The sequence below is a fragment of the Nonomuraea sp. B208 genome (genome assembly GCF_057536035.1).
Genome location: NZ_BAAJOU010000034.1, coordinates 141,411 through 155,997 on the forward strand (window position 1 = coordinate 141,411; position 14,587 = coordinate 155,997).

Annotated in this window: 16 protein-coding genes; 7 read left to right on the forward strand and 9 right to left on the reverse strand. The window is 71.9% G+C overall.

What is annotated here, in order from left to right; all coding sequences use genetic code 11:
* Positions 1-15 precede the first annotated feature (15 nt).
* Positions 16-1,002: an Lrp/AsnC family transcriptional regulator gene (locus AC27IY_RS47905; RefSeq protein WP_487181973.1), complete on the forward strand. Its 987-nt coding sequence runs from the start codon at positions 16-18 to the stop codon at positions 1,000-1,002.
* 18 nt (positions 1,003-1,020) lie between these two features.
* Positions 1,021-3,219 (forward strand): polysaccharide lyase 8 family protein, encoded by a 2,199-nt coding sequence (locus tag AC27IY_RS47910; RefSeq protein ID WP_487181975.1) that lies wholly within the window; start codon positions 1,021-1,023, stop codon positions 3,217-3,219.
* Here AC27IY_RS47910 and AC27IY_RS47915 read toward each other — a convergent pair.
* From AC27IY_RS47915 to AC27IY_RS47925, 3 genes are read right to left on the reverse strand one after another with little or no spacing between them, the layout of a single operon-like run.
* Positions 3,200-3,598 carry a VOC family protein gene (locus AC27IY_RS47915; protein ID WP_487181977.1) on the reverse strand — a complete coding sequence of 133 codons (399 nt, stop codon included), beginning with the start codon at positions 3,596-3,598 and terminating at the stop codon, positions 3,200-3,202. The two genes, AC27IY_RS47910 and AC27IY_RS47915, sit on opposite strands and share 20 nt — an antisense overlap.
* A gap of 53 nt (positions 3,599-3,651) precedes the next feature.
* The gene (locus tag AC27IY_RS47920) at positions 3,652-4,419 is read right to left on the reverse strand and encodes an AraC family transcriptional regulator (protein ID WP_487181979.1); all 768 of its coding nucleotides are present in this window, start codon (positions 4,417-4,419) and stop codon (positions 3,652-3,654) included.
* 5 nt (positions 4,420-4,424) lie between these two features.
* Positions 4,425-5,243: a patatin-like phospholipase family protein gene (locus AC27IY_RS47925; RefSeq protein ID WP_487181980.1), complete on the reverse strand. Its 819-nt coding sequence runs from the start codon at positions 5,241-5,243 to the stop codon at positions 4,425-4,427.
* Positions 5,244-5,352: 109 nt separating this feature from the next.
* Between AC27IY_RS47925 and AC27IY_RS47930 the strand changes: the two genes are divergently transcribed.
* The gene (locus AC27IY_RS47930) at positions 5,353-5,817 is read left to right on the forward strand and encodes a VOC family protein (RefSeq protein ID WP_423451528.1); all 465 of its coding nucleotides are present in this window, start codon (positions 5,353-5,355) and stop codon (positions 5,815-5,817) included.
* Between the two features lie 15 nt (positions 5,818-5,832).
* On the opposite strand, the gene eno is transcribed toward AC27IY_RS47930, so the two are convergent.
* Complete coding sequence (gene eno / locus AC27IY_RS47935) at positions 5,833-7,107, reverse strand: phosphopyruvate hydratase (protein WP_364457014.1); 1,275 nt, start codon at positions 7,105-7,107, stop codon at positions 5,833-5,835.
* A gap of 179 nt (positions 7,108-7,286) precedes the next feature.
* Between eno and AC27IY_RS47940 the strand changes: the two genes are divergently transcribed.
* A complete protein-coding gene (locus AC27IY_RS47940) occupies positions 7,287-8,630 on the forward strand; it encodes an FAD-binding oxidoreductase (RefSeq protein WP_487181981.1) in 1,344 nt (447 codons plus the stop codon).
* A gap of 224 nt (positions 8,631-8,854) precedes the next feature.
* Here the strand turns inward: AC27IY_RS47940 and AC27IY_RS47945 are convergent, their stop codons facing one another.
* From AC27IY_RS47945 to AC27IY_RS47955, 3 genes are all read right to left on the reverse strand, one after another.
* Entirely contained in the window at positions 8,855-9,523 is a 669-nt protein-coding gene (locus tag AC27IY_RS47945; RefSeq protein WP_487181982.1) for a YdcF family protein, read from the reverse strand.
* Positions 9,520-9,657 carry a hypothetical protein gene (locus AC27IY_RS47950; RefSeq protein ID WP_487181984.1) on the reverse strand — a complete coding sequence of 46 codons (138 nt, stop codon included), beginning with the start codon at positions 9,655-9,657 and terminating at the stop codon, positions 9,520-9,522. Before AC27IY_RS47950 ends, AC27IY_RS47945 begins: the two co-directional genes overlap by 4 nt.
* Positions 9,658-9,776: 119 nt before the next feature.
* Positions 9,777-10,553, reverse strand: coding sequence for a hypothetical protein (locus AC27IY_RS47955; protein WP_487181986.1), 777 nt, complete (start codon positions 10,551-10,553; stop codon positions 9,777-9,779).
* Between the two features lie 112 nt (positions 10,554-10,665).
* Between AC27IY_RS47955 and AC27IY_RS47960 the strand changes: the two genes are divergently transcribed.
* From AC27IY_RS47960 to AC27IY_RS47970, 3 genes are all read left to right on the forward strand, one after another.
* Positions 10,666-10,881 (forward strand): hypothetical protein, encoded by a 216-nt coding sequence (locus tag AC27IY_RS47960; protein ID WP_487181987.1) that lies wholly within the window; start codon positions 10,666-10,668, stop codon positions 10,879-10,881.
* Between the two features lie 77 nt (positions 10,882-10,958).
* Entirely contained in the window at positions 10,959-11,198 is a 240-nt protein-coding gene (locus AC27IY_RS47965; RefSeq protein WP_487181988.1) for a hypothetical protein, read from the forward strand.
* A gap of 533 nt (positions 11,199-11,731) precedes the next feature.
* Positions 11,732-12,376: a hypothetical protein gene (locus tag AC27IY_RS47970; RefSeq protein ID WP_487181989.1), complete on the forward strand. Its 645-nt coding sequence runs from the start codon at positions 11,732-11,734 to the stop codon at positions 12,374-12,376.
* Positions 12,377-12,738: 362 nt separating this feature from the next.
* Here the strand turns inward: AC27IY_RS47970 and AC27IY_RS47975 are convergent, their stop codons facing one another.
* Positions 12,739-13,407 carry a response regulator gene (locus AC27IY_RS47975; RefSeq protein ID WP_423477918.1) on the reverse strand — a complete coding sequence of 223 codons (669 nt, stop codon included), beginning with the start codon at positions 13,405-13,407 and terminating at the stop codon, positions 12,739-12,741.
* The gene (locus tag AC27IY_RS47980; RefSeq protein WP_487181990.1) at positions 13,404-14,573 is read right to left on the reverse strand and encodes a sensor histidine kinase; all 1,170 of its coding nucleotides are present in this window, start codon (positions 14,571-14,573) and stop codon (positions 13,404-13,406) included. Before AC27IY_RS47980 ends, AC27IY_RS47975 begins: the two co-directional genes overlap by 4 nt.
* Between the last annotated feature and the right edge of the window lie 14 nt (positions 14,574-14,587).

Here is a 14,587-nt window from a genome sequence, read left to right on the forward strand (position 1 = left end):
AGCTACGCTTCTGTGGTGGAAAACATCACGCTGGACGAGGTGGACCGGGGGCTGCTGCACGCGCTCCAGGTGGACGGGCGGGCCTCGTTCAGCCGGATCGCGGACGTGCTCGGCGTGTCCGACCAGCGGGTGGCGCGCCGCTACCGGCGGCTGCGCTCCACCGGGATGCTGCGGGTGGTCGGCGTGGTGGACGGGCGGCGGCTCGGCTACGAGTCGTGGGCGCTGCGGCTGCGGTGCACGCCCGACGCGGCCAGCTCGATCGCCGAGGCGCTGGGGCGGCGCCCCGACACGTCCTGGGTGCACCTGCTGTCCGGCGGCACCGAGATCTCCTGCGGCACCCTCCAGCGCACGCCCGCCCAGCGGCAGGAGCTGCTGCTCAACAAGCTGGCCAGGACGAGCCGGGTGCTGTCGGTGGTGGCGCACCGGACGCTGCACGTGTTCGTCGGCGGGCGGATCGGCTGGGCGGGGCTGGCGGCGCTCTCCGCCGACCAGGTGGCCCGCCTGGAGGCCGGCCGGGCGTACCCGGGGCACGGCTCCACCGGCGAATCCGTCGTCTCCCTGAGCGCGGGCGACGAGGCGCTGCTCCGGGCGCTGTCGCTGGACGGCCGGGCGGTCCACGCCGACCTCGCCGCGGCCACCGGCTGGTCGGAGTCCACGGTCAAGCGCCGCATGGAGCAGCTGTGCGCGGCCGGCGTGCTCTTCTTCGACATGGACGTGCTGCCCCCGCTGCTCGGCTACCAGGTGGAGGCGCAGCTCTGGATGTCGGTGCCGCCCGCCGAGCTGCACGCGACGGGACGGGCGCTGACCCGGCATCCCGAGGTGGCCTTCGCGGGCGCGACGACCGGCCCGCACAACCTGGCGGCCAGCATCGTGTGCCGCGACGACGCGGCCTTCTACCGCTACCTGACCGAGGACCTGGGCGCGCTGCCCGCGATCCGCCAGATCGAGACGGCCCCCATCATCCGCACGATCAAACGCGCCGGCGCCCTGCTTCCCGGCTGAGCGCCGATAATCGGGAGGGTGCGGCGGCGGGCGTTCCTGCGGGCCGGCGGGGTGGCGGCGGCCGGGCTGGCCGGGGCGCTGACGCCGGCCGGGGTCGCGCGCACGCCCGACGACTGCTTCGTCCGCTTACGCCGCCGCTGGCGCGAGCTCGCCGCGGGCTCCGGCTACGACCCGGCGGCCGAACCCTACCGGGCCGAGCTGGCCGCCCTGGGCCGGGCCGCCGCCCGCCACCTGGACACGATGGCGCCGGGGCCCGGCCGGCTCTGGCCGGACCAGCCGTTCCCCTCCTTCGTCGCGACGCCGCGCCGCCTGCGGACGATGGCCCGCGCGTACGCGCTGCCCGGCACGGGGCTGACCGGCGACCCCGCGCTCGCCGAGGCGGTGGCCGCCGGGATCGACCACTACCGGCGGCACGTGTACGCGGCCGGTGCCTACCCGGCGGGCAACTGGTGGCACTGGCAGATCGGCGTCCCGAAGGCGCTGCTCGACGCGTCCGCGCTGGTCGAGCCGCAGCTCGGCGAGGAGCGCCGGCGCGCGCTGGCCGGGGCCGTGGACCACTTCGTCCCCGAGCACCGCCTCGGCTCCTACAGCGGCACCAGCACCGCCGCCAACCGGGTGGACCTGTGCCTGGTGATGCTCCTGCGGGCCATGCTCGACGGCGATCACGGCAGGGCGGACCTCGCGGTCGCCGCGCTGGCGCCGGTGTTCCGCTACGTCGGCGAGGGCGACGGCTTCTACCGGGACGGCTCGTTCATCCAGCACGCGTACGTCCCCTACCAGGGCTCCTACGGGGTGACGCTGCTGTCGGGCGCGGCCGTGATCTTCGCGCTGCTGCGCGGCTCGCCGTGGGAGGTCACCCATCCGGTGGCCTTCGAGGTGGTGGAGCGCTCGTTCGCGCCGTTCGTGCGCGACGGGGCGTGCATGGACCTCGTCAGCGGGCGTGCCGTCGGCCGGCGCCCCTTCGGCGACCACGAGCGGGGCCACGCGCTCGCCGACGCGATCCTGCTGCTCGGCGAGGTGGCCCCGGCCGCGTACCGGGCCCGCTGGCAGGCGCTGGTGAAGGGCTGGGCGGCGCGGAGCGGTCACCGGCCCGCGCTGGAGCCCGCCGCGCACGCCCGGCTGGCGGCGGTCGAGGCCGATCCCGCGGTGCCCGCCGCGCCCGAGCCGGTCGGGCACCGGCTGCTGCCGATGAGCGCGCGGGCGGTGCACCGGCGGCCCGGCTGGTGCGCGGCGCTCAGCATGTCCTCCGACCGCATCGGCCACTACGAGCACGGCAACGGCGAGAACCCGCGCGGCTGGCACACCGGCTCCGGGATGCTCTACTGGTGGGCGGACGGCCACGGCGAGCACTACTCCGACGCCTTCTGGCCCACCGTCGACCCCTACCGCCTGCCCGGCACGACCGTCTCCACCAGGCGGCTGCCGGACGGCGCGGGCGGCGCGTGGGGCGACACCCGTACGCCGTGGCGGTGGGTCGGCGGGGCCACGGACGGCACGTACGCGGCCGTCGGCCAGCACCTGAGCGGGCTGGAGAGCACGCTGGAGGCGTTCGCGTCGTGGTTCTTCCTCGACGACGCCGTGGTCTGCCTCGGCGCGGGCATCACCGCCGAGGACGGCACGCCGGTCGAGACGATCGTCGACAACCGCAGGACCGCCGCGCGGCTCACCCAGGGGGAGGGCTGGGCGCACCTGGAGGGCCACGGCGGCTACCTGGTGCCCGGCGGGCGGCTCCGCACGCTGCGGGAACGTCGCGCGGGCGGCGGGTTCGCCCGCGACTACGTCACGCTCTGGCTCGACCACGGCGTCGACCCGCGCTCGGCCGGCTACCACTACGTCCTGCTGCCGGGCGCGACGCCGGAGGATACGCGGGCCCGCGCGGCAGAGCCCGGCCGCGTGCGGGTGCTCGCCAACGGCACCGGCGCGCAGGCCGTGCACGTGCCCGCCCTCGGCCTCACAGCGGCGAACTTCTGGCTCGCCGGAACGGCCGGCGGCCTGACCGCCTCCGCCCCGTGCGCGGTCCTGGCCCGCGAGCACGGCGACGGCACGGCCACGCTGGCGGTGTCCGATCCGCGCCGCGACCTGGAGGAGCTGACGGTCACCTGGGACCGGCCGATCGCCGCCCTGCTCGCCGGGGACGCCCTCCTGACCGGCTCCACCCTGTCCTTCCGGGGTCTCGCCGCCCGTGAGGGCGCCTCGGTCACCGTACGCCTGGTTTGAGCTCCCCGGAGATGATCCACAGGTGGCCGAACGGGTCACGGACGCGGCCCGAGCGCTTGCCGTAGGGCCGGTTCTCGATCGGCACGACCACCTCGGCGCCGTGGGCGACCATGCGTTCGCCGACCACGTCAGGGTCGTCGACCTCGATCTCCACGAGAACCGCCGACCCGCCGAGATCGTCGGGCGACAGCCACCCCCACGCCGCGACGGCCGGCGAAACCCGGAAGGACGCCCCGCCGACGCGGTGATCGATGACACTGGGCCGGCCGTCGTCGCCCGGAGGGGCGCTGAACACCTGCTCAGCGCCCAGGGCGACCTGATAGAACGCCGACGCGAGTTCGGGGTCGGGCACGACGAGCCGGGGAAAGAGAGACGTCATGCGCCCATCGTCGGGCCGGGCGGAGGCGACGGTCTTGAAGATTTGGGCACGCCCTACGCGGTGAGTCCTTCGGCGCGCAGCCACTCGGCAGGCGTACACCCCGCCATGACCCGCCATTCCCTGGTGAAGTGCGCCTGGTCGGCGAACCCCGCCGCGGCGGCCACAGCCGCCAGGCTGACCGTCCCGGCACGGGCGGCGGCCACGAGCCCGCCACGCGCGGTCTCGAACCGCAGGAGCCGCTGGTACTCCTTCGGCGTCACCCCCAGCTCCCGCCGGACCGTACCGCTCAGGTGACGCCGGGAGCACCCGAGCCGCCGAGCCGCCTCCTGCACCCGACCGGCCCCCGACAGCGCCGCCATCACGGCCCGCAGCTCCTCACCCCCGCCGTACCGCGTCCGCCCGGCCAGCAGAGCGCTCTCGACGACGGCCCGGCGTTGCGGCCAGGACCGGCACGCCGCCAGCCGCTCCGGCAGGTGCGCCATCGCCGGAGCCACGTCGGCGAGATCGGCGACCTGCCCCGCCAGCGCCGCCGCCGGCACCCCCAGCAGCGCGCCCGCCCCCGCCGGGCTGAGCGTCAGCCACACGCCCCGCGTGCCGCCCACCTGCCGCAACTCGGCCGCGTCCAGATGAAGACCGGCGACAACGGCCCGGAACCGCTCACGCGAGCCGGACCGCCCGGGCCACCCGATCTCCAGCGAGTCCGCCTCCGGAATGGTGACCGACACCGTGGACGAGGGCAGCCCCCGATGCACGCCGCCCGCGCCGAGCTCATAGGGGGTCAGCGTCACCACGAACGGCGCCAGCGCGGCGGACCTCCGCACGTCGGTCACCCCCAGAAGGCCGCCACCCTGGTCGCCGCGGCCTTGCCCTGGGTGTAGCCGGCCTCGGCGCTCGGCGTGCGGGAGGCGGGGGAGAGGGGGTCGGCGCCGAACGCGGTCAGCGACGCCTCGTCGGGCTCGATCACCTCGACCGCGCCGCCGAGCCCGCTCCACGACGGCTCGCCCAGCTCGGCCATCGGCGCGATCACCAGGACCGGGTCGAAGCCCGCCGCGAGGTCGGCGTTGGTGGACGAGCGCACGCCGCCGTCCGTGTACGCCGCCCCGCCGATCCGTACGCACGGCCACACGCCGGGCACCGCGCAGCTGGCCGCCACCGCGTCGACCAGCTCCACCCCCGACTCGCGCGTGAACAGGCGCGGCTCGCCGGTGTGCGCGTCGACCGCCGTGATCACCAGGTCGCGGGCCGGCCAGGTGTGCACCGGCAGCCGGGCCTCGATGACCGCCCGCCGCTCGGCCTCGGGCACCGTCGAGGCCGCCAGGGCCAGCTCGCCGACCTTGCGCCGCTGCTCGGCCGGGTCGGGCGAGCTCCCGTACGCGGCCTGCAACCGGGTCCACAGCTCCGCCATGTCGACCCCGCTCGCCAGCTCAGGCGTCTGCAGTGCGGGGTCGGTCTGCCGGGCCAGCAGGTCGGCGAGCGGCAGGCCGGAGGTGACCTGGGCGGCCACCGTGGCGCCCGCCGAGGTGCCGACGATCCGGTCGGCGGCGGTCACGTCGACGCCCGCGTCGGCCAGCGCGGCCAGCAGGCCGGTCAGCCACGCGATCCCGGCGACCCCGCCGCCGCCCAGCACCAGTGCTCTTCTGTTCATGTGCGAACTCCCCGCGAAAAAAAATTCCGGCCGCCGTGTCGATCCGGCCGGAGCCCGTTCGACGCGTTGTTGACGAAACGCCATACAGGCTAGTGAAAGGGGCTCGACGATGACTCAGAAGATCACGACGTACCTGTGGTTCGACCACCAGGCCGAGGAGGCCGCCACCTTCTACACCTCGTTGTTCGCCGGCTCGCGGATCGTGCGCGTGCAGCGCAACGGTGACGCTGACACGGTGATGCTGGTCGAGTTCGAGCTGGCCGGGCAGCGCTTCCTCGCGCTGAACGGCGGCCCGCACTTCACCTTCAACGAGGCGGTCTCGCTGTACGTGGACTGCGAGACGCAGGAGGAGGTGGACGAGCTGTGGGCGCGGCTCACGGCGGACGGCGGCGAGGAGTCGCAGTGCGGCTGGCTCAAGGACCGGTGGGGCCTGTCCTGGCAGATCGTGCCGAGCCGGCTGCCCGAGCTGATCACCGATCCCGACCCGGGCCGGGCCGGGCGCGCCATGCAGGCGATGCTCCGCATGGGCAAGATCGACATCCGGGCGTTGGAGGAGGCCGCCGCCGCGGGCTGACCAGGGGAGGGCGCGTCACCGCTCGGCCAGCCCGTACGGCAGGTCGGGCCGCTGCCCGGCGATGTGCATCAGCCGGTTGTACTTGATGACGCGCTCGCCGCGCGCCGGCGCGCCCCCCTTGAACTGCCCGCAGCCGGTGGCCACGGCCAGCTCGGCGGCGAAGTCGTCCACGGTCTCGCCGGAGCGGTGGGAGACCATGCGCGCATAGCCGTGCTTGCGGCACAGGTCCATGGCCTGCATCGTCTCGGTGACGGTGCCGGCCTGGTTGACCTTGATGAGCGCCGCGTTGGCGATGTTGCCGGCGATGCCCTGCTCGATGACGGCCGGGTTGGTGCAGAAGACGTCGTCGCCGACGAGCTGGAGCCGCTCGCCGAGCCGTTCGGTGAGCAGCCGCCAGCCGTCGGCGTCGTCCTCGGCCATGCCGTCCTCGATGCTCCAGATGGGGAAGTCGGCGGCCAGGTCCGCGTACATCTCGACCAGCTCCGGGCCGGACAGCCGCTCGCCGGCGACCTCGTAGGCGCCGTCGGGGCGGCGGAACCGGGTGGCGGCCGGGTCCAGCGCGATGGCGACCTGGTCGCGGGCGGCGGTGTAGCCGGCGTCGTCGATGGCTCGCATAAGGGCCGACAGCACCTCGCGGGGCCGGGTGAAGTCGGGCGCGAAGCCGCCGTCGTCGCCCTGCCCGGTGGGCCGGCCGGCGGCGGCCAGGTTCGCGCGCAGCACGGCGTAGATCTCGGCCCCGGCCCGTACGGCCTCCGCCATCGACGGCGCCCCGATCGGCGCGATCATGAACTCCTGGAAGTCGAGCTGGTTCGAGGCGAGCATGCCGCCGCTCACCATGTTGAAGTGCGGCACCGGCATCCTGGGCCGCACCGTGGACGGGGACAGGAACTCCCACAACTGCTGTCCGTGCGCCGCCGCGACGGCCCGCGCGACGGCCATCGACACGCCCACGGTGGCGTTGCCGCCGAGCCGGCTCTTGTCCGGCGTGCCGTCCAGCTCGATGAGCGCCTGGTCGACGTCGGCGAGCGAGTACCACGGCCGGCCCTTCAACCGGTGGAAGATGGTGCCGGTGATGCGTGCCGCGGCTCGCGTCACGCCGGCGCCGGCGTACCTGCCGCTGTCGCCGTCACGCAGCTCGACGGCCTCCAGGGCGCCCGTGGAGGCGCCGGAGGGAACGCCGGCCCACCCGGTCGCGCCGCCGGCCAGGGTGAGGGTGACCGACAGGGTGGGGCGACCGCGGGAGTCCAGGATCTGCATGGCGCCCAGGTCGATGATGTGGAACGCGCACACGTTTCCTCCAGATTCGGTGCGTCACCGTCCCCTCGACGGTGTCATGGTCGTCGGCACGTACATAGGGCAGATCAACCTGACTCTCTTGGACAAGTCCGGCACAAGTCACATCCAACCCACCGTTTAGCGCTGTGGTCCACCCTTGGCGATCGACGACATCGCCACGACAGGGGGATCACATGACCATCGACGACAGGGCGCTACGCGGGCTGACGCTCTCCGCCGGCGACGACGGCTTCGAGCAGGCGGCGCTGCCGTGGAACCGCGCGGTGCCGCAGCGGGTCTCCGTCGTGGTGGAGGCCGAGGGCGCCGCCGACGTGGCCGCCGTCGTACGCCAGGCCGCCGCGTCCGGGCTCCGCGTCACCACGCAGCCGAGCGGCCACGGCGCCACCAGCGGCCTCGACGGCGAGATCCTGATCCGTACGTCCCGCATGCGGGCCGTGGAGATCCGCCCCGACGAGCGCGTGGCGCGGGTCGAGGCGGGGGCCTCGTGGGGCGAGCTGCTGGCCGCCGCCGCCAAGCACGACCTCACCGGTCCCGCCGGCAGCTCGCCCGTGATCAGCGTGACCGGTTACGTCCTGGGCGGCGGCCTCAGCTGGTACGGCCGCGCCCGCGGCCTGGCCGCCAACGCCGTGCGCGCGCTGGAGATCGTGGACGCCGAGGGCGCCACGTCCCGCGTCACCGCCGAGTCCGACCCCGAGCTGTTCTGGGCGCTGCGCGGCGGCGGTGGCGACTTCGCCGTGGTGACCGCGCTGGAGCTGGAGCTGTTCCCCGCGGCCGGCCTGTACGGCGGCCGCCTGCTGTGGCCCGCCGCCCGCGCCGCCGAGGTCATGGCCGCCTTCCGCGAGATCACCGCGAACGCGCCCGACGAGCTGAGCCTGTGGTTCACCCTCGCCGAGTTTCCGCCCTTCCCCGAGGTGCCCGAGCCGCTGCGCGGCCTCGCCGCCGTCATGGTCGACCTCACCTTCCTCGGCGACGCCGCCGCCGGCCGCGAGCTGGTGCGCCCGCTGGAGTCGGTGCCCGGCGCGCTGCTGGACACGCGCGGCGAGCTGCCGGTCAGCGAGCTGGGCTCCATCTGCGCCGAGCCGACCGAGCCCATGCCCGTCCTGTCGCGCGGCGAACTGCTGACCGGCCTCGGTGACGACGCCGTGGCGGCCCTGCTGGAGGCGACGGCCGAGGGCATCGCGCCGCTGGCCACGGTCCAGATCCGCCACCTCGGCGGCGCGCTGGCCCGGCCCCAGGCGGACGGGGGCGCCTGCGGGCACCTGGCGGAGCCGTACCTGCTGAGCATGATCGCCCCCGCGCCCGTGCCCGAGCTGGCGGCGGCGGGGACGGCCAGGATGGGCGCGATCGCCGGGGCGCTGGCGTCGCACACCACCGGCTTCAAGCCGTTCACGTTCCTCGGCGACGGCGAGTCGGCCGCGGCGGCGTTCCCGGCCGCCACGCTGGAGCGACTGCGCGAGATCAAGCGCGCCCGCGACCCGCACGGGGTCTTCCGCTCCAACTTCCCGGTCCTCGGCTGAGCCCCCGGCCGGGTCGCCGTCACCCGGCGACCCGGCCGTTTTTTGGGTCAAACACATTGGGAGGAATCACAAGAAGGTTCCGATCCCAGTGCCGTTGTAGCCGCTGTCGGCGAGGGACGTCGTCCAGGACGATCCAGTAGTCGGCGGCGTACAGCTTGGCCAAGGTCGAGAGCCGGGGGAAGAGGTTCGGCTGGTGGATCGCGCACACCTCGCCGTACGGCAGGTCAGGACTGCAGAAGTCTGCTGTCGAATCCGGCGCGGAGAAGAGCCTGATAGGCGTCATGGACCTCTCCTGGTACGGGCTGCTCGATGGCGTAGCCGAGCTTCGGGTACTCGATCACGCGCTGGAGGTCGCCCACGAGCATGTCGACGACCAGCTTTGGATCACCGATCGAGCTGACGTAGTCGTCCAACTCCAGCGGCTCGGAGGCGCACACGACCTCGGCCTCCGGCCACACCTTCCGGGCGGTGGCGTAGGCGCGGCGCTCCATGTACGGCTTGGAGATCAGCAATACCGACGCAGGTTCGACTCCGGAGTCCGCCAGGACCTGCCGCGACAGGCTGATGTTCTGCCCGGTGTTGGTCGCGTTCGGCTCCAGCAGGATCGCTTCGTCGGGCATACCGAGTTCCACGGCGTGCTCGCGGTAGTGGACGGCTTCGCCGCGCGGGAACCGGGCTGCGGTGGTGGGGCTGGTGGCGCCGGTGAAGACGAGCAGCGGGAACCATCCGGCGCGGTACAGCCTGACGGCCGCACGCGCGACGCCGAGATCATGGCTGCCCAAGCCGATGGCCACATCGCACCGGCGCAGGTCGTGGCGCATCTGGTGGTAGTCCCAGACGGTGCAGGCGTGCTGCCACTGCTCGTCGGTGATGACCTGCTGCTCGACGCTCACTCGGCTGCTCCCTGGTCGCCGTGGGAGGGGAGGACGGACGTTCCCCTGGTGGTCCGCTGGATGGCCTCGATGCTGCGCAGTTGGTGCGCGAGCCCGTGCTGTGCCGCGTCTCGCGCGGCACGGTCGAGGATCACCAGCCCATCATCGTCAGCAAGCAGGATGTGCCCGTAGGCCGTCTCCAGCCGTACCCGCGGGCTTATGGCCCCGAACAGTCCCGTGAAGTTCAGGGTGGTCCGGGCCGACCGTCACCCGGTCAGTCACTCGGAGTCGGGCCTGTGGGCTGGGGCTGCTGCCACACGTCGCGGCCGTTGCTCCACAGCTCGGAGGCATGATAGGCGAACCGGTCAAACAGCCCGTCGTCCTGGTACCGCCGCAGATGCAGCATCGGCGAGTCATGCCCGACGAGCCTGGCCAGGTGGGGCGTGACGAGCATTTCCGCGTCGAACCGGAACACGCTCATGGCGATGTGCTCGTCACCATGACGGGCCTCGACTCCGGGGACGTCGCGTAGCTGCTCGATCTCCGACAGTGTGATCCGGATGCGGGTGGAGACGGTCAGCGGGACATTCTCCACCTCCTCACGGCGGCGGGTGACGTCGCTCTCCGGGTCGCCGACGAGGAACCGGATCTTGCAACCCTGCTGTGCCTTCCGCTTGAGGACCTTGGCCAGGTTCGGGTGTTCGAGCCAAAGAAAGTAGTTCGTGTAACCGGCGAACACGATCTCGTTTCGTGCCGAGTTGATGAGATTGCGCCAGATTGATTTCGGGCATGCGGAGCGATACGGATAAACTGTCAAGACTTCCTTGTCCGGCCCGGTTTTCACCGTATTGCGAATTGCGTCTGGCCATAGCACTGCTGTCTCAGCTCCTAGCGCCTCTGCGGCGGCCCATTGGTGTCGCATGTGCGGAATACGCGTTTCGTCCTGCAACCAGCGTTCCACCGTCTTGACGTCCACACCACATCGGTCGGCCAAGTTCTGGTTCGTGACCTGGGCGTTCAGCATCGCGGTACGCAGGGGGACGTTGGCCACGGTACACCTCGAAGCGGAGGACGTCAGGGACGTTTCGAGCGTAACTCCATAGGGTCCTGGACGTCTTGATAACGCGGTGGGTTCGTAACGCCCGGGTAAGCACGCTGTTCCCATGTCCACACCGGTAATTCTCGAAGACCTCCAGTCGGCTTTTCCTGGTTGGTGCATTTGGCGCAGTTCTGCCGGCCGTCTCTGGGCAACGCGCAACGGCCTGCACCTGTCCCAGCGAGAGGTGGATCACGGCCTCTACCAGACGATCGATGCGGACGATGTCGCCCAACTCGCCGAGCAGTTGAAGGAACAGGGCGCAACGGAGCAGGCGCTGTGAACGCCCCTTCATCTCGACCAGAGACAGAGGCCGCTGCCCTGGCCGATGCCCTCGCCGCTCAGGGCATCCGCGCCGACGTGCACGACGGCTATGGCCTGGCGCTGGTGTCCGTCTGGGCCGGATTGGTCGTGTGGTGCCACGGCGGGCGATATTGGTGGCGATCGGCGTGGGACGCGAGGCGGCAGCGAGTCATCTACGCCTGGCACCCCTCCAGCGAACCCGCTCAGGCCGCCTACCGCGTCGCACTGCGCTACGCCCAACTGCGAGAGTCCCACACGCTCTTCGCGCCGGTCGCCGGGGTGCCGCCGTGCCTGTGACCTTGGAGCAGTTGATCAGAAAATACCCGGCGTGGCGCATTCAGGACCTGGCCGGCGGCTGGGTGGCCCTGCGCAAGACCTTGGTCCCGTGTGCAAGCGGGTTGTCCAATGTCCGGTGCGGGGAGACATTGGACGAACTGGCTACGAACCTGCAGGCGGAGAGCAGGCGGCGGAAGCGGGGCCGGATGATCCGTGATGGAGGGGCACCCTGAAACGTCCCTGCACCACTCCGAAACCATCACAGACAGCAACCCGGGTAATTCGATGGTGACCCGACCCGGAGCGCAGGGCCTCAACCCCTGCCTGATGCCAGTCGAATCTTCAACGACGCCGCGGCCTGCTCAGCCGCTGATCAACCACGAGCAGCTCTCGCAGCACATCGAGGCCCATCCGACGTGGGCCTCGATCACGCTGATGACACGCCGCTTGACCAGGAGGAAGACGGCGTTGGCGTGGACCGGACGAGGTCCGGCCCGACACAAGCCGCCTGATGGCATCAGGAGAGGTGCTCAGAAACGGGTACATACCCATCTGTGGCAGAGACTTCTCTTTCCGGGTGGGATCCCACCTCTCTAGCGGTTGCTGAATTCACCGCCCTACGCGCCGAGATTGTGCAATTAACAGGCCTGCAGTCGCAGATCGTCACTTTGACCGTTGTGGCTTTCGGTGCCATCGTCCCGGTGGGACTCCAGAATAACAACGCCGCAATCGTCCTGGTTTACCCACTGCTGTCGCTAATCTTGGGCATCGTCTGGCTGTACAAGGCGCACCTGATCACTCGCATCGCGGCTTACCTTCGTAGCGGAGTGGAAGATCGCGTGGGGCAGTCCAATCTCGGCTGGGAGCACTTCGTCCAGCAGCATCCGCTCCCGAGGGGGCGCTTCGCCTACTGGGGGCTTCGCTCGATATTCCCAACGACCTCTCTTCTGGCGATCGGCGCCAGCATTCACGTGGCTAAGCCATCGATCGCTCTTCTCGTCCTATATGGCCTGGCCTTCATGGTGACCGTCGCCAGCGTTGTGGTCTTCATCTTGTGGAGGGAACCTGCTCCGGAGGTGAAACCAAGGCGTCCCCGAACGCAGAGAGGAAAGGTCACGGACCCACCGGACAACCGTTTGCCAGCGCCGGGCTCGCGCCAGCAGGCGGCTGATGCGGGTCAGCTCGGTGCGCAGTCATGAGCAGTCGTCGGTTGTCCCAGTCAAGGGCTCCTCGCCGACCATGATCCCTCGTCCCGAGATCATCCATCGGGATGGAAACACCTTCTGAGATCGGGCTTGGCGAAGGGACCACGCGTCGTCATCTCGCCTGCCGGGACATGAGCTGTCGCACAGCATCTCAGCCTCGCGGATCTTCACCCGCAGGCTCTCTGCGATGGCCCACGGTACGACGGAGCGGTCGTACCGCCGGGTGAATCCCTGCCCGCCGGCCCGGCAGTCCCCCCGCTGGAAGCAAATCCTCGAAGTCCTGAACGCGCGCATCGACTCGGGCGAGTGGGGCCCGAAGTCCAAGATTCCGAAGTCAAGCTCATGTACGAGTGGCTTCAGTTCGGGTCGCCGGGGACGGTGAGGCCGGTTTCGTACGCGGCGATCACCGCCTGCACCCGGTCGCGCAGGCCGAGCTTGGTCAGCACGTTGCTGACGTGCGTCTTCACCGTATGCTCGCTGACCACCATGGCCTGGGCGATCTCCGCGTTGGACAGGCCGCGTGCGATCAGCCGCAGCGTCTCCCGTTCGCGCGTGGTCAGTGCCGACAGCCGTTCGGGTGACACCTGGCCGGCCGGGCGGGCGGCTCTGCCGGCGAACTCGGCGATCAGCTTGGTGGTGATCGCCGGGGCGAGCAGGGACTGCCCGGCGGCGACCACTCGTACGGCGTGGACGAGGTCGTCGCGGCGGACGTCCTTCAGCAGGAAGCCGCTCGCGCCCGCGCGCAGCGCGTCGTAGACGTAGTCGTCGAGGTCGAACGTGGTCAGCATGATCACGCGGCAGGAGCCGTCCGCGCAGACCCGGCGGGCGGCCTCGATGCCGTCCATGACCGGCATCCGGATGTCGAGCAGCAGCACGTCCGGCTGGTGCTCGCGCACCGCCGCGACCGCTTGTGCGCCGTCGCCCGCCTCGGCGACAACCTCGATGTCGGGCTGGGCGTCGAGGATCATGGCGAAACCGGCGCGTACCAGCTCCTGGTCGTCGGCAACGACCACGCGCACGCTCACGCCGCCGCCTTTCCCGGAAGCGGCAGGCGGACGCGGACGCGGAAGCCGGCCCCGCCGGGGAGCGGGCCGGCCTGCGCGTCGCCGCCGCAGGCGGCCGCGCGCTCGCGGATGCCGATCAGGCCGTTGCCGCCGGAGGGGAACGCCGGTCCCCTGCCGCGGCCGTCGTCGGTGACGTCGATCATCAGTGCGTCGTCCCGCCAGGTGAGGGTGAGGCCGGCGCGGGTCGCGCCGGCGTGCTTGACGATGTTGGTGAGAGCTTCCTGCACGATCCGGTACGCCGCCACCTCGGCGTCCGGCGGCAGCCGCCTCGGCTCGCCGTCCGCGGTGTGGACGACCTCGATCCCGGCCGCCCTGACCTGCTCGGCGAGTGCGGGCAGCCCGTCGATCGTGGGCTGCGGCTCGCGCGGCCCCTCCTCCTCCTTCAGCACCTGGAGCAGGCGGCGGAGCTGGCCCATCGCGTCCCGTCCGGCGGCGGAGATGGCGTCGAAGGCGGCCACCGCGCGCGCCGGGTCGGCGGCGACCGCGACGGGGCCGGCCTCGGCCTGCACCACCATGAGGCTGACGGCGTGGGCGAGGATGTCGTGCATGTCGTGGGCGATCCTGGCCCGCTCGCGTTCGGCGGCCCGCTCGGCGGCGACCTGCCGCTCGCGGGCGAGCTGGGCGGCGCGTTCCTCCAGCGCCGCCGCGTGGGCGCGGGAGGCGGCCGCCGCCCGGCCGACGGCGTAGGCGGTGACGAACAGCACCACGCCCCGGATCGCGGTGTCGGACGAGCCGACGAGCAGCAGCCCGCCGCCGCACGAGAGGGCGAACAGCGTGATCCTGACCCGTCGGGTGCAGGTCGCGGCCACCGTGTAGAGGGCGACCATGGCGCCGTACCAGACGGGCTGGGCGGCCACGCCCGCCACGAGGTCGTAGCAGGCGATGGCCAGGAGCGCGGCCACCAGGGCGACTGCCGGGGCGCGCCGCCGCCAGATCAGCGGCAGCGAGGCGAGCGTGACGACGACGTACCCCCACCAGTGCCAGGGGCCGCCCGCGGGGTTGTCGCGGCTGATGAACGGCCAGAGCTGCGCGATCCAGATCAGCGCGGCCAGCGCGGCGTCCACCCAGATCGGGGGCAGCGTGTTCGCCCAGCGGCGGAGCGGGACGAGGAACCGTACGTCGGACACGGCATCCCATCCTG